This window comes from Hylemonella sp. P2_B10 (assembly GCF_056404875.1).
The window spans coordinates 63,010-76,092 of record NZ_JBFUDE010000002.1; the positions used below are offsets into that span (position 1 = coordinate 63,010).

General features: G+C 62.9%; 15 protein-coding genes. 7 read left to right on the forward strand and 8 right to left on the reverse strand.

The annotated features are described in order from the left end of the window. Nucleotides 1-29: 29 nt before the first annotated feature. Nucleotides 30-581 carry a phasin family protein gene (locus AC1DX2_RS08125; RefSeq protein WP_477195830.1) on the forward strand — a complete coding sequence of 184 codons (552 nt, stop codon included), beginning with the start codon at nt 30-32 and terminating at the stop codon, nt 579-581. A gap of 230 nt (nt 582-811) precedes the next feature. Here AC1DX2_RS08125 and AC1DX2_RS08130 read toward each other — a convergent pair whose 3' ends face one another. Next, entirely contained in the window at nt 812-1,366 is a 555-nt protein-coding gene (locus AC1DX2_RS08130; RefSeq protein ID WP_477195831.1) for a DUF2939 domain-containing protein, read from the reverse strand. Then, nucleotides 1,366-1,851 (reverse strand): nuclear transport factor 2 family protein, encoded by a 486-nt coding sequence (locus AC1DX2_RS08135; protein WP_477195832.1) that lies wholly within the window; start codon nt 1,849-1,851, stop codon nt 1,366-1,368. Before AC1DX2_RS08135 ends, AC1DX2_RS08130 begins: the two co-directional genes overlap by 1 nt. A gap of 21 nt (nt 1,852-1,872) precedes the next feature. On the opposite strand from AC1DX2_RS08135, the gene AC1DX2_RS08140 reads away from it, so the two are divergent. Beyond that, the gene (locus tag AC1DX2_RS08140; RefSeq protein WP_477195833.1) at nt 1,873-2,679 is read left to right on the forward strand and encodes a hypothetical protein; all 807 of its coding nucleotides are present in this window, start codon (nt 1,873-1,875) and stop codon (nt 2,677-2,679) included. Nucleotides 2,680-2,714: 35 nt separating this feature from the next. Here the strand turns inward: AC1DX2_RS08140 and AC1DX2_RS08145 are convergent, their stop codons facing one another. The 4 genes from AC1DX2_RS08145 to icd form a co-directional block, all read right to left on the reverse strand. Continuing rightward, a complete protein-coding gene (locus AC1DX2_RS08145; protein ID WP_477195834.1) occupies nt 2,715-3,656 on the reverse strand; it encodes a patatin-like phospholipase family protein in 942 nt (313 codons plus the stop codon). 106 nt (nt 3,657-3,762) lie between these two features. Next, nucleotides 3,763-6,078, reverse strand: coding sequence for an ATP-dependent Clp protease ATP-binding subunit ClpA (gene clpA / locus AC1DX2_RS08150; protein ID WP_477195835.1), 2,316 nt, complete (start codon nt 6,076-6,078; stop codon nt 3,763-3,765). Nucleotides 6,079-6,211: 133 nt separating this feature from the next. Further along, the gene (gene clpS, locus AC1DX2_RS08155) at nt 6,212-6,574 is read right to left on the reverse strand and encodes an ATP-dependent Clp protease adapter ClpS (RefSeq protein ID WP_477195836.1); all 363 of its coding nucleotides are present in this window, start codon (nt 6,572-6,574) and stop codon (nt 6,212-6,214) included. Nucleotides 6,575-6,803: 229 nt separating this feature from the next. Continuing rightward, entirely contained in the window at nt 6,804-8,057 is a 1,254-nt protein-coding gene (gene icd / locus AC1DX2_RS08160) for an NADP-dependent isocitrate dehydrogenase (RefSeq protein ID WP_477195837.1), read from the reverse strand. Between the two features lie 233 nt (nt 8,058-8,290). Between icd and AC1DX2_RS08165 the strand changes: the two genes are divergently transcribed. The 3 genes from AC1DX2_RS08165 (at nt 8,291) to AC1DX2_RS08175 (ending at nt 9,572) form a co-directional block, all read left to right on the forward strand. After that, entirely contained in the window at nt 8,291-8,563 is a 273-nt protein-coding gene (locus AC1DX2_RS08165; RefSeq protein ID WP_477195838.1) for a hypothetical protein, read from the forward strand. Between the two features lie 252 nt (nt 8,564-8,815). After that, the gene (locus tag AC1DX2_RS08170) at nt 8,816-8,968 is read left to right on the forward strand and encodes a hypothetical protein (RefSeq protein WP_477195839.1); all 153 of its coding nucleotides are present in this window, start codon (nt 8,816-8,818) and stop codon (nt 8,966-8,968) included. 148 nt (nt 8,969-9,116) lie between these two features. Continuing rightward, a complete protein-coding gene (locus tag AC1DX2_RS08175) occupies nt 9,117-9,572 on the forward strand; it encodes a DUF192 domain-containing protein (RefSeq protein ID WP_477195840.1) in 456 nt (151 codons plus the stop codon). Between the two features lie 92 nt (nt 9,573-9,664). On the opposite strand, the gene AC1DX2_RS08180 is transcribed toward AC1DX2_RS08175, so the two are convergent. Beyond that, nucleotides 9,665-10,246: a superoxide dismutase gene (locus tag AC1DX2_RS08180; protein ID WP_477195841.1), complete on the reverse strand. Its 582-nt coding sequence runs from the start codon at nt 10,244-10,246 to the stop codon at nt 9,665-9,667. A 55-nt stretch (nt 10,247-10,301) separates the two neighbouring features. Beyond that, on the reverse strand, nt 10,302-11,597 hold the full coding sequence (xseA, locus tag AC1DX2_RS08185; RefSeq protein ID WP_477195842.1) for an exodeoxyribonuclease VII large subunit: 1,296 nt from the start codon (nt 11,595-11,597) through the stop codon (nt 10,302-10,304). A 391-nt stretch (nt 11,598-11,988) separates the two neighbouring features. Here xseA and AC1DX2_RS08190 point away from each other — a divergent pair, with 391 nt between their 5' ends. Beyond that, nucleotides 11,989-12,627, forward strand: a complete 639-nt coding sequence (locus AC1DX2_RS08190) for a MotA/TolQ/ExbB proton channel family protein (RefSeq protein WP_477195843.1) — start codon at nt 11,989-11,991, stop codon at nt 12,625-12,627. Then, complete coding sequence (locus AC1DX2_RS08195; protein ID WP_477195844.1) at nt 12,624-13,055, forward strand: ExbD/TolR family protein; 432 nt, start codon at nt 12,624-12,626, stop codon at nt 13,053-13,055. Before AC1DX2_RS08190 ends, AC1DX2_RS08195 begins: the two co-directional genes overlap by 4 nt. Nucleotides 13,056-13,083 lie beyond the last annotated feature (28 nt).

Genomic DNA, 13,083 nt, shown 5'->3' on the forward strand with positions numbered 1-13,083 from the left:
CACAACCCAACCTATCTGGAGAAATGAATATGCTGACCGTTGAACAAGTGATGGCTTCGAACAAGGCCAATGTTGAAACCCTGTTTGGCTTGACCACCAAGGCCTTTGAAGGCGTGGAAAAGATTGTCGACCTGAACATCAACGCTTCCAAGGCTGCCCTGGCCGAAGCCGGCGAGCACACCAAGTCCGTGATGGGCGTGAAGGACGTGCAAGAACTGCTGGCTCTGCAATCCAGCCTGTTCCAGCCGCTGGCTGAAAAGACCGCTGCTTACAGCCGTCATCTGTACGACATCGCCTCCAGCTCTGGCGCCGAGTTCACCAAGAACTTCGAAGCCCAGGCCTCTGACGCCCAGAAGAAGTTCATGACGCTGGTGGACAACGCCGCCAAGAACGCCCCCGCCGGTTCTGAAACCGCCGTGGCCGTGATGAAGAGCGCCGTGGCCGCCGCCAACAATGCGCTGGAGTCGGTGCAAAAGGCCGTGAAGCAAGCTTCCGACGTGGCCGAAACCAACTTCAACGTGCTGGCCTCCACGGCCGTGAACGCTGCCAAGACTTCCACCAGCGCAGCCAAGAAGCGCTGAGCGGGCAACTGGCGGCAAAAATCGGTTCTTTGACCTTGTTTTGGAGCTGCAACTCTATACAACAAGGGAAAACCCTGAGATACTAGCCGCCAGTAACAGACTGCTGAAGAAGACCTGAAACCGCTTCTTCTCTACCCGTTGTCTCCTCGGGTCCTTTCGAAACCTTTACTGGTTCAGGGATCCCTTCAAGGCCTCGTTGCAAGACGGGGCCTTTTTTTGGCGCGCCAGAATCAGGGCTTGGCCGCAGGAAGCCGGACGTCGGTCAACTTCCAGTTGGCAAAGCCGCTGCGCTCGAACACGATGCCCACGCCGGTCTCATCGGCCACGCCGGCGCGACTTTGGTACGCCACCAGCTTGTTCAGGCCCATGCGCTCGTAGGCCCATTCTGGAGCCAGTGGCTGCGGCTGGGGAAGCGCGCCGGGCCGGGCTTCGGCTTGGCGCGAGGGCGGCGCGAACTTGCCGCTGCGCAGGCCCAGCATCATCACGTCCGGGCGCACGATGGCGTCCACCACCGTGTCGACCACCGCCAAACCCAACACGCCACCCAGCGCGGTCAATGGGTTACCGGGGTCGGGCCGGCCCAGCTTGTCCGCCACCAGGGACGACATCTGCATCTTCAGGCTGTCGCGCAGCCGGGGGTAGTCCACGCGGTCATTGAAGGCCTGCGCATCGCCGTTCTGTGCGGCAGCCTGGATCTGGCGAATGACCAGGTAGGGCGACCAGAACCAGTACGCCGCGACGGCCAGCGCAACCACCAGCAGTGCGGTCTGAGCGACCCGGCGCATCAGGAAGCCTTGGGCTTCATCACCCACAGCACGTTGACGATCTTCCACTGCCCGTCCACCTTGGCCAGCTGCATGTGGTCAAACCAGTCCGACATCTCGGCCTGCACCACGGCCACGTTGCCGTAGACGGTGAAGATGGTGATGTTTTTGATCTGCCGCTCCTTGGGCGTGTCCTTGCCGCCGCCGCCAGCGGCGCCGTTGATCAACGAGCTGGCCCCCATGCCGCTGATCACCTGCTTGCCGGTCTTGGGGTGGGTGGGTACGATGCGCTTGACCAGCTCGGGGTGCAACGCGCGCGCCATGCGCTCGCCGCTGCCTTCGTACCAGCCTTCCACGTAGTCCAGCGTGGCGGCGCGTATGGCGGCCTCGTCTGCGGCCGAGATGGGGGGCAGGCTGGACGATGGTGACGTCTGGGCCATGGCCGCTGGCGCCAGCATCAGCCAAGCCGTCAAAAGCAGAAAGGATGTGAGAAGGCGGGCGCCCATGAGCGTTCTCCTGAACGGTTGGTGAGAAAAGTGCAAACGCCTACTCTAGCAATGAAAACGGCGAAAAGCCACTTCTACGCAACGCCTGGCTATTTTCAAGCTGGGCAGCTTGGCCTAGAATTTTTGTCCATGCGCTTGAGTTTCGACCTTGAAGTAAAGGACGCCAAAAAGCTGCTGATCTGGCTGCTGGGATTCGAATTGCTGCTGGTCGCCATCTATGCGCTCGACAACGCATTGGGCATGCCCATCTGGACGCTGCACAGTCTGTTTGATCTGGACGCGGAGCAAACCATTCCCGACTGGTTCTCTGCCTTGCAACTGGCGCTGGTAGGCCTGGTCTTCATGCTCAAGGCCAGGCAGCCTGATGTGGCGCACGGGCTGTCACCCCGTTTCATCCTGCTGGTTGGCGCCGGCTTCCTTTTCTTGTCTGCCGATGAGGCGGCCTCCATCCACGAAAGAATCGGCGCATTGCTGAAAAAGACGCGCTCAGCCCCGGGCTTCAAGGGTGGGCATGGCTTGTGGATGCTGCCCTACGCGGTGCTGGGTTTGCTGTTGCTGTGGGCCAATTTGCGCTCCGTCGCCATCATGCTCACGCGTTACAGGCGTGCGAGCTTGCTGATGCTGGGGGGCTTCGGCGTGATACTGGTTGGCGCGGTGGGTTTGGAGGCGCTGAGCTACCAATACCTCAGGGGTGGCGACACGCCGGGGCTGTATGTCGTCGAGGTTGCCTGCGAGGAGTTTCTGGAAATGTTCGGCGCCAGCGTCATGCTGTACGGCGCCTTGCAGTTTCTGATGGACAAGCCGGCAGCAGACGCGGGCAAGCCATGAGCAGGTGAATCGCTGCCAACAGCGACCACTCGGCACTACCTGGATTTGGCCTCGACCGCCGCGCGCAATTGCGGCAGCGCCTGCAGCATGGCCTGGCGGCCAGCCTCGATGGCGCGCTTGCGCGAGCTGAAGTCGGCGCTGGCAATGCCCAGCAGCGCCGGGCGCACCACCACGTCAGCGTCGCGCAGCTCGTAGCGGTTGATGCTTTTGCTCATGATGCTGAAGGTCTGCATCAGGATGTCCAGCGTATCAACCGGCACGCTGCCTTCAGGCGGACTGGAGATGTCCACCGCCACCACCAGTTCGGCGCCCATCTGGCGCGCATACAGCACCGGCACCGGCGACACCAGGCCGCCGTCCACATACTCGCGCTCACCAATCTTGACCGGCTGAAACACTGCCGGCACGGCGCTGGAGGCACGCACCGCCAGCCCGGCATTGCCGCGCTGGAACAGCATGCCCTGGCCGCTGTGCAAGTCGGTGGCGACAATGCCCAGCGGCAATGGCATGGCCTCGATGTTGCGCCCGCCGACCTGGGTGTTGACGTAGCGCGCCAGCGCCTCGCCGCGCAGGGCACCGCGGCTGAAGATCTGCAGCGTCCAGTCGGCCAGGGCGGCTTCGTCCATGGTTTGCGCCACCTGCAGCAGTTGCGCGCCACTCTTGCCGCTGGCATACAGCGCCGCCACCAGGCTGCCGGCGGACGTGCCCACCACCAGGTTGGGATGGATGCCAGCCTCTTCCAGCACTTGGATGACGCCGATGTGGGCAAAGCCGCGCGCCGCACCGCCGCCAAGCGCCAGGCCCACCAAAGGCGGTCGCTTGACCGCCGGGGGCGCCACCACCGGCGGCAGCGGCTGCACCGGCGCCAGTTGGACCGGGGGCGCGGTCTTGCAGCCGGTCAGCGCCAGCGCCAGCAGCAAGCCGGACAACCAGCGGGCACGGGAGCACGTCAACACAGAGGGGAGGAGACCTGGCATGGCAAAAAAGCTGCTGCCCTAGCATAAGCGACAAAACCGGGCACACAACAAAACGGGATGCCCGTGGGCATCCCGTTGATCTGGCGCAGGCGCTGTGTCAGGCGAATCAGCCGCCAGTGGCCGTGGCTTCCTCCGGCTTGGCCTTGCCCTCTTTCTTGGGCAGGGGCTGGATGTCCAGCGTCACCTCGTCCTTGTCGTCCAGGTCCACCGTCAGGCGGCCACCTTCCGTCAGACGGCCAAACAGCAGCTCGTCGGCCAGCGCGCGGCGTATGGTGTCCTGGATCAGGCGCTGCATGGGGCGCGCGCCCATCAGCGGGTCGAAACCCTTCTTCGCCAGATGCTTGCGCAGCTTGTCGGTGAAGGTCACGTCCACCTTCTTGTCGGCCAACTGCGTTTCCAGTTGCAGCAGGAACTTGTCGACCACGCGCAGGATGACCTGCTCGTCCAGCGCCTTGAAGCTGACGGTGGCATCCAGCCGGTTGCGGAACTCGGGCGTGAACAGGCGCTTGATGTCAGCCGCCTCGTCGCCCGCTTCCTTCACCGTGGTGAAGCCCATCACGGCCTTGTTCATGGCCTCGGCACCAGCGTTGGTGGTCATGACGATGATCACATTGCGGAAGTCCGCCTTGCGGCCATTGTTGTCGGTCAGCGTGCCGTGGTCCATCACCTGCAGCAGCACGTTGAAGATGGCCGGGTGGGCCTTCTCGATCTCGTCCAGCAACAGCACGCAATGGGGCTTCTTGGTGATGGCCTCGGTCAACAAGCCGCCCTGGTCGAACCCCACGTAGCCGGGGGGCGCGCCGATCAGGCGGCTCACCGCGTGCTGCTCCATGTACTCGCTCATGTCGAAGCGGATCAGGTCTATGCCCATGATGTAGGCCAGTTGCTTGGCCGCTTCGGTCTTGCCCACGCCGGTGGGGCCGCTGAACAGGAAGGAGCCGATCGGCTTGTCGCCCTTGCCCAGACCAGAACGTGCCATCTTGACGGCGGAGGACAGCACATCCAGCGCCTTGTCCTGCCCGAACACCACGTTCTTCAGGTCGCGCTCCAGCGTCTTGAGCTTGCCACGGTCGTCATTGGACACGTTGGCCGGGGGAATGCGGGCGATCTTGGCCACGATCTCTTCCACCTCAGCCTTGCTGATGGTCTTCTTGCGCTTGGACGGCGGCAGGATGCGTTGGGCGGCGCCAGCCTCGTCAATGACGTCGATCGCCTTGTCGGGCAGGTGGCGGTCATTGATGTACTTGGCGCTCAGCTCGGCGGCGGCCTGCAACGCGGCGACGGCGAACTTGACGCTGTGATGCTCCTCGAAGCGGGATTTGAGGCCCTTCAAGATTTCCACCGTCTGCTCGATGGTGGGTTCCACCACGTCGACCTTCTGGAAGCGGCGCGACAACGCAGCGTCTTTTTCGAAGATGCCCCGGTATTCGGTGAAGGTGGTGGCGCCAATGCACTTCAGCGCGCCAGAGCTCAGGCCCGGCTTGAGCAGGTTGGACGCGTCCAGCGTGCCGCCCGAGGCCGCACCGGCGCCGATCAGCGTGTGGATCTCGTCGATGAACAAGACGGCATTGGGCTTGTCCTTCAGGGATTTGAGCACGCCCTTCAGGCGCTGCTCGAAATCGCCACGGTACTTGGTGCCGGCCAGCAGCGCGCCCATGTCCAGTGAGTACACCACGGAGTCGCCCAGGATCTCGGGCACGTCCTTTTGCGTGATGCGCCAGGCCAGGCCCTCGGCAATGGCGGTCTTGCCCACGCCGGCCTCACCCACCAGCAGCGGGTTGTTCTTGCGGCGGCGGCACAGGATCTGGATGACGCGCTCGACCTCGTACTCGCGGCCGATCAGCGGGTCGATCTTGCCGTCCTTGGCCAGCTGGTTCAGGTTTTGCGTGTACTGCTCCAGCGGCGAGGCTTTCTCGTTCTTCTCGCCGCCCTGCTCCTCGCTCTCAGGCTGGCTCTCGTTGGCCTTGGCCGGATCGGGGGCGTCGTTCTTCTTGATGCCGTGGGCGATGAAGTTGACCACGTCCAGGCGCGTCACGCCCTGCTGGTGCAGGTAATAGACGGCGTGCGAGTCTTTCTCGCCAAAGATGGCCACCAGCACATTGGCGCCGGTGACTTCCTTCTTGCCGCTGCCGGTGGACTGCACGTGCATGATGGCGCGCTGGATCACGCGCTGGAAGCCCAGCGTGGGTTGCGTGTCCACGTCGTCGGTGCCTGCCACCTGCGGTGTGTTGTCCTTGATGAAGTTCGACAGCGACTTGCGCAGATCGTCGATGTTGGCCGAGCAGGCCCGCAACACCTCCGCCGCGCTCGGGTTGTCCAGCAAGGCGAGCAACAAGTGCTCCACGGTGATGAACTCGTGACGCTGCTGGCGCGCTTCAACGAACGCCATGTGCAAGCTGACTTCCAATTCCTGGGCAATCATGTGATTTCCTTTGCCTTGCAATTTGCCTTGCGGCTGAGTACTACTTTAATCCGTTTTCCGGTCCGTCATCCTGCAGTCATCGAGTACTTTTGTGTCAGTCAGGTTTCCCCACCCTCCTGTTCGTTGATTCCGTTCAGATTTCCACCGGCTCGCTGACGCATTTCAGCGGATGACCCGCCTTGTGCGCTGCATCAAGCACCTGGTCGACCTTGGTCGCCGCAACGTCCTTGGAATACACGCCGCAGACCCCCCGGCCGTCCAGATGGATCTTCAGCATGATCTGGGTGGCGGTTTCCAGATCCTTGCTGAAAAACTCCTGGATGATCACCACCACGAATTCCATCGGGGTGTAGTCGTCGTTCAACATCACCACCTGGTACATCTGCGGTGGCTTGACCTTCTGCGTCTTGCGCTCCAGCACCACCGAGCCGCCGCCGTCGGAGTCCGGCGGGCTCACGGGCGGCGTGGGGGGTAGCTTTGGAGTTTTCGTTGCCATCAAATCATTTTATGCGTCGCACCATGACGCTGCTGGATGATGTGCAATTGGTGACGAATTTCTGACATTCAAGCAACGAGAATGCCAAAAAATTCCGGACAACCGTGACCACACTGTGCCAAGATATTGGCCGGCAAAGACAAAGCCGCCAGGCCTTGCGGCCGGGCGGCTTTTTTGCATGCGACATTGCTCAGCCATTGGCAGCGCCAGGCGCCGCGCGGCCGGGCGCTCACATGTTGTCGATCATCACCTGGCCGAAGCCGGAGCAGCTGACCTGGGTGGCGCCATCCATCAGGCGCGCGAAGTCATAAGTGACTTTCTTGCTCAGGATGGACTTTTCCATCGAGCTGATGATCAGGTCGGCCGCGGCCGTCCAGCCCATGTGGCGCAGCATCATCTCGGCGGACAGGATTTCGGAACCCGGGTTCACGTAGTCCTTGCCGGCGTACTTGGGCGCGGTGCCATGGGTGGCTTCGAACATGGCCACGGTGTCGCTCAGGTTGGCGCCGGGGGCGATGCCAATGCCGCCCACTTGGGCGGCCAGCGCGTCGGACACGTAGTCGCCGTTCAGGTTCAGCGTGGCGATCACGCTGTACTCGGCCGGGCGCAGCAGGATTTGCTGCAGGAAGGCGTCGGCAATGCTGTCCTTGACGACGATGTCCTTGCCGGTCTTCGGGTTCTTCATCTTGCACCACGGGCCGCCGTCGATCAGCTCGGCACCGAATTCCTTTTGCGCCAGGCCATAGGCCCAGTCACGGAAGCCACCTTCGGTGTACTTCATGATGTTGCCCTTGTGCACGATGGTCACGCTGGGCTTGTCGTTGTCGATGGCGTACTGCAAGGCCTTGCGCACCAGGCGCTCGGTGCCTTCGCGCGACACCGGCTTGATGCCGATGCCCGAGGTGTTGGGGAAGCGGATTTTCTTGACGCCGAACTCTTCCTGCAGGAACTTGATCAGCTTCTTGGCCTTGTCGCTCTCGGCTTCGAACTCGATGCCGGCATAGATGTCTTCCGAGTTTTCGCGGAAGATCACCATGTTGGTCTTTTCGGGTTCCTTGACCGGCGACGGCACGCCCTTGAAGTATTGGATGGGGCGCAGGCAGACGTACAAGTCCAGTTCCTGGCGCAGGGCCACGTTCAGCGAGCGGATGCCACCGCCCACCGGGGTGGTCAGCGGACCCTTGATGGAGACCACGTAGTCACGCACGGCGCTCAAGGTTTCTTCGGGCAGCCAAACGTCCGGGCCATACACCTTGGTGGACTTTTCACCGGCGTAGACCTCCATCCAGTGGATCTTCTTCTTGCCGCCGTAGGCCTTGGCCACGGCCGCGTCGACCACCTTCAGCATCACCGGGGTGATGTCCAGGCCGGTGCCGTCGCCTTCGATGTACGGAATGATGGGCTGGTCAGGCACATTCAGTGACATGTCCGCGTTGACGGTGATTTTCTGGCCTTCTGAGGGCACCTTGATGTGCTGATACATGTTGAAAACGTCTCCAAAGAGTGCGAAAGCTGCGGATAGCGAGCGCGGGAATCGCCCAAAACCGCCGCAAGCCATACAGTCAGCGGGCGGTTTGGGAAGTGCTTTTCGATTCTAGCTTTAAAAAACTTGTCCGCCCTGTCAACCGGCCGTAAGCCCCCGCCGTTACGGGAGAGCCTTCCAGATCATGGAAGGGAAAATTTTCGAAATAACGTTATTCTTCAAGGAAATTCAAAATGAACAAGCTCATCGCTGCCCTGGTTGCTGGTCTGTTTGCCGCTGGCGCTTTCGCGCAAGCCGCTGCCCCGGCTGCTGCTGCCGCTCCCGCCGCCAAGCCGGCCATGGAAGCCAAGAAGGAAGAAGCCAAGCCTGCTGCTGAAGCCAAGCCCGCCAAGAAGGCCAAGAAGGCCAAGGCTGAGAAGCCCGCTGCTGACGCTTCGGCCCCCAAGGCTGAAAAGAAGGCCAAGAAGGCCAAGGCTGAGAAGCCCGCTGCTGCCGCTTCCAAGTAAGCAACGACCCCCGCGTCACGAAAAGCCCGCTTCGGCGGGCTTTTTTGTTGTCTTTTTGCGGTCTAAATGCACTTTAGGCCGGTTTCCGGGGGTCGCTTGGATCACTTCGAATATACTCTGCGCACTCTAGGGATTGCCCTAACTGGATTGGGTCAACCGACCCGCCATTGGGTGCGTTGTCTGGGTGCCCTTCCGGTATTTCCGGACGGGATTTTCGAAAATCACGTTTATCAAGTTTAAGGAAATCTACAAATGAACAAGCTCATCGCTGCTCTGATCGCTGGTCTGTTTGCCGCTGGCACCGCCTTCGCCGCTGACGCTCCTGCCAAGAAGGAAGAAGCCAAGGCTGCCAAGCCCGCCGCTTCCGCTGCTTCCGCCGCCAAGAAGGAAGAAGCCAAGAAGTAATTCTTGCCTCTTCGCGAAGAAATGCCCGCTTTTGCGGGCATTTTTGTTGGTACCGAGCCCAGGCCCCTGCGCACCACCTTGTTTCTCCCGTTGCCGCCGTTTACCCGCGCGCAACACCGCAGCATCCCTGCTGACGCACAATTCAGCCATGACGAAGTTGTTCCGCTCCCTGCTCCTGTGGTTGGCCCTGTTGTCCACCCAGCTGGCCGTGCTGGCCCAGGATGCCCCCCAATTGACGCTGCCGCGCACCAAGCTGACAGCCGGCATGTTCCAGATCGACACCCAGTTGGCCACCACCCCTGAGCAGCAGGCCAGGGGCCTGATGTTCCGCAAGGAGATGCCACAGCACGAGGGCATGCTGTTCATCTTCGACCAGCCCAGCCAGCAGTGCTTCTGGATGAAGAACACGCTGCTGCCGCTGACGGCGGCCTTCGTCGCCGATGACGGCACCATCGTCAACCTGGTCGACATGAAGCCACAGACGCTGGACTCGCACTGCTCCACCAAGCCGGTGCGCTATGTGCTGGAAATGAACCTGGGCTGGTTCGCCAAGAAAGGCCTGAAAGCGGGCTTCAAGCTGGGCGGGGAACCATTTACGAAATAGCGGCGGCAAAACATCCCTTCGCCCACCGCGTACTTAGCTCGCCAACAAAAAAGCCGGCTCGCAGCCGGCTTTTTCGTTATGGGAGAGTTCGCTCAGGCGAAATTGCTCTCGGCAAAACCCCAGTTGGCCAGCTTGTCCAGGAAGGTCTCGACGAACTTGGGGCGCAGGTTGCGGTAGTCGATGTAGTAGGCATGCTCCCACACGTCGACGGTGAACAGCGCCTTGTCGGCGGTGGTCAGCGGCGTGCCGGCCGGGCCCATGTTGACGATGTCCACCGAGCCGTCGGCCTTCTTCACCAGCCAGGTCCAGCCGGAACCAAAGTTGCCCACGGCGGACTTGACGAAGGCTTCACGGAAGGCGGCGTAGCTGCCCCACTTGGCGTTGATGGCCGCGGCCAGCGCACCGGTGGGCTCGCCGCCGCCGTTGGGCTTCATGCAGTTCCAGAAGAAGGTGTGGTTCCAGATCTGGGCGGAGTTGTTGTAGATGCCGCCGCTGGACTTCTTGATGATGTCTTCCAGCGACATGCTCTCAAACTCGGTGCCCTTTTGCAGGTTGTTCAGGTTCACCACATAGGCGTTGTGGTGCTTGCCGTGGTGAAACTCCAGCGTTTCCTTGGAGTAATGCGGGGCCAGGGCATCCAGCGCGTAAGGCAGCGCGGGCAGGGTGTGTTCCATGAATTCCTCTCTTCTTGATGGGTAAAGGTTAAGCAACCGGGGTGATTGTAGGTAACTAAAGCAGGCGCGGCGGTGACACGGTCAGATCAACCGTGCCGTCAGCAAGGGTGGCCCGCACCGGCTGGCCCACGCGCGTGCCGGCCGCGCGGGTGATGGCCTGGCCTTGCTCGTCGGTGAGCCAGGCATAGCCGCGCTGCAGCACCAGGCTGGGATCCAGCAGGCCCAGGCGCAAAGCGGCGCGCGCCAGCCGCTCCTGGCGGCGCTCGCCGTCGCGCTGCTGGCGCGCAGGAAGCTGCTCACGCACACGCGCCCACTGGGCGGCTTTCAATGCAAAGCCAGCCTTCAGCGCAAACTGCAGGCGCTGCCCCTGCGCGGCCAGCCGCAGCCGGTGGCGCCCCACCAGGCCGGAGGGCCGGCCCAGCCGGTTGGCCACCAGATCGAGCCGCTGGGCCTGCACGTCCAGCCGGCGGGCCAGTGCATCCTGCAGTCGCTCGCCGGCCAGCGCCAGCGCGCCCAGCCAAACCTCGCGCGGCTGCGCCACCAGTTCGGCAGCGGCGGTGGGGGTGGGCGCACGCACGTCGGCCACGAAGTCGGCAATGGTGAAATCGGTTTCGTGGCCCACACCGCTGACCACCGGCACCGGACACTGGACGATGGCCCGGGCCAGTTGCTCGTCATTGAAGGCCCACAGGTCTTCGATGGCACCGCCACCGCGCACCAGCAGGATCACCTCCACCTGCGGCTGGCGCGCCAGACTGGCCAGCGCCTGTGCCAGCTCCTTGGGCGCCCCCGTGCCCTGCACGGAAGCCGGCGCCACGATCACCGGCAGGTGCGGCACCCGGCGCTGCAAGGCGCTGACCACATCATGCAACGCCGCCGCGCCCAGTGACGTCACCACGCCGATGGCGCGCGGCATCAACGGTAGCGCGCGCTTGCGCGCGGCATCAAACAGCCCCTCGGCCTCCAGCTTGGCCTTCAGGCGCAGGAATTCCTCAAACAGGGTGCCCTGCCCGGCCCGGCTCATGGACTCGACCACCAGTTGCAAGTCGCCGCGCGGCTCGTACACACCCAGGCGGCCGCGCACCTCCACCAGTTCGCCGTCACGCGGTGCAAAGGCCAGCATGCCGGCGGCGCGGCGGAACATGGCGCAGCGCAACTGGCCCTGCTCGTCCTTCAGCGAAAAGTAACAGTGGCCGCTGGTGGCGCGGGAAAAGCTGGAAATCTCGCCGCGCACGGTGACCGGGTTGAAGCGTGCCTCCAGTGCATCGGCCACCGCCCGGCACAACGCGCCAACCGGCCACACGCGCGCCGCCACGGCCTGCGCAACAGCCGGTGCCGAGCCCTCAGCCATGTGCCAAAACCCGCGCCAGCCGGGCCTGGCGGGCGCATTTACTCCACAGACCGCATGAATGCTGGCTGCCCATGTGCAATAGGTCACAAACCCACGGGTTTTCGTGAAAGAGCATTGATTTCATTGGATTTTTAATTGCCTTATTTGTCATCGATCTGTCACGACCCCGCGTGGATGCGGCTTGCGCGGGCTTGTGAGCATAGTTCTTCACAAAGTTATCCACACATTCTGTGGGTGACGGTCCTGATCTGTACCAGCATGGGAACCCGGGCCGACGCKCGACCAGTAGCGGCCACGCCACTGCCGCAAAACAGGGGCATAACTTGTGCGCGGGCCTGCAGGTTCCCTAGGCCATAATCGCGTGGCATTTCCATCTGCGCGGAGAGACTACTTGTTTTCAATCATACAAGCTGCGGGCTGGCCGATCTGGCCCTTGATTGCCTGTTCGGTACTGGCATTGGCGCTGATCATCGAGCGCTTCATCAGCCTGAAGACCGCCAAGGTGGCGCCACCCAAACTGCTGGACGAGGCGCTTGGCGTGTCGCGCCTGGCGGTGCCGGCACCGGACGTGGTGACCCTGCTGGAGAAGAATTCCGCGCTGGGCGAGGTGCTGGCCAGCGGCTTTCGCGCCGTCAATGCCAACGCCCGCTGCAGCGAGGAGGACCTGCGCGCCACCATGGAAGCCAGCGGCCGCGTGGTGGCGCACCGGCTGGAGCGTTACCTGGCGGCCCTGGCCACCATCGCCTCGGTGGCGCCACTGATGGGCCTGTTCGGCACGGTGGTGGGCATGATCGAGATCTTCGGTTCGCAGTCGCCCGCCGGTGGCGCCACCGGTGGCAACCCGGCACTGCTGGCGCACGGCATCTCGGTGGCCTTGTACAACACCGCCTTCGGCCTGATCGTGGCCATCCCCTCGCTGATCTTCTGGCGCTACTTCCGCGCCAGGGTGGACGCCTACCTGCTGGCACTGGAACTGGCCTCCGACCGGCTGGCCCGCCACCTGATCGCGCTGCGCAAGACGACGCCATGAACTTCCGCCAACGCCGGCGTGGCGACGAGCCCGAGATCAACCTGATCCCCTTCATCGACGTGCTGCTGGTGGTGCTGATCTTCCTGATGCTGTCCACCACCTACAGCAAGTTCACCGAGATGCAACTGAAGCTGCCGGTGGCCGACGTGGACGCGCAGCGCGACTACCCGAAGGAAGTCATCGTCACGGTCAGCGCCGACGGCGGCTACACCGTGGCTGGCATCCCCGTGATAGGCCGTGGGCTGGAGGCGCTGTCAGACGCGCTGACCCAGGGCGCCAAGGCCGGCAAGGACACCGTGGTCATCATCAGCGCCGACGCCAGCGCGCGCCACCAGGCGGTGATCTCGGTGATGGAGGCGGCACGGCGCAGCGGCCTGGTGCAAATCACCTTCGCCACACAGTCGTCGGCACAGGCGCGCACCAGGTAGCTGCTGCCTGGCGGCCTTCCTTCCCCCT

Excerpts from the sequence above, each read along its gene's own strand:
- AC1DX2_RS08180 (WP_477195841.1), bottom strand. The coding sequence starts at position 10,246 with ATGGAACACACCCTGCCCGCGCTGCCTTACGCGCTGGATGCCCTGGCC.
- AC1DX2_RS08170 (WP_477195839.1), top strand. The coding sequence starts at position 8,816 with ATGAACAAGCTCATCGCTGCTCTGATCGCTGGTCTGTTTGCCGCTGGC.
- AC1DX2_RS08175 (WP_477195840.1), top strand. The coding sequence starts at position 9,117 with ATGACGAAGTTGTTCCGCTCCCTGCTCCTGTGGTTGGCCCTGTTGTCC.
- icd (WP_477195837.1), bottom strand. The coding sequence starts at position 8,057 with ATGTATCAGCACATCAAGGTGCCCTCAGAAGGCCAGAAAATCACCGTC.
- AC1DX2_RS08130 (WP_477195831.1), bottom strand. The coding sequence starts at position 1,366 with ATGCGCCGGGTCGCTCAGACCGCACTGCTGGTGGTTGCGCTGGCCGTC.
- AC1DX2_RS08145 (WP_477195834.1), bottom strand. The coding sequence starts at position 3,656 with ATGCCAGGTCTCCTCCCCTCTGTGTTGACGTGCTCCCGTGCCCGCTGG.
- AC1DX2_RS08165 (WP_477195838.1), top strand. The coding sequence starts at position 8,291 with ATGAACAAGCTCATCGCTGCCCTGGTTGCTGGTCTGTTTGCCGCTGGC.
- AC1DX2_RS08125 (WP_477195830.1), top strand. The coding sequence starts at position 30 with ATGCTGACCGTTGAACAAGTGATGGCTTCGAACAAGGCCAATGTTGAA.
- clpA (WP_477195835.1), bottom strand. The coding sequence starts at position 6,078 with ATGATTGCCCAGGAATTGGAAGTCAGCTTGCACATGGCGTTCGTTGAA.
- xseA (WP_477195842.1), bottom strand. The coding sequence starts at position 11,597 with ATGGCTGAGGGCTCGGCACCGGCTGTTGCGCAGGCCGTGGCGGCGCGC.
- clpS (WP_477195836.1), bottom strand. The coding sequence starts at position 6,574 with ATGGCAACGAAAACTCCAAAGCTACCCCCCACGCCGCCCGTGAGCCCG.
- AC1DX2_RS08195 (WP_477195844.1), top strand. The coding sequence starts at position 12,624 with ATGAACTTCCGCCAACGCCGGCGTGGCGACGAGCCCGAGATCAACCTG.
- AC1DX2_RS08135 (WP_477195832.1), bottom strand. The coding sequence starts at position 1,851 with ATGGGCGCCCGCCTTCTCACATCCTTTCTGCTTTTGACGGCTTGGCTG.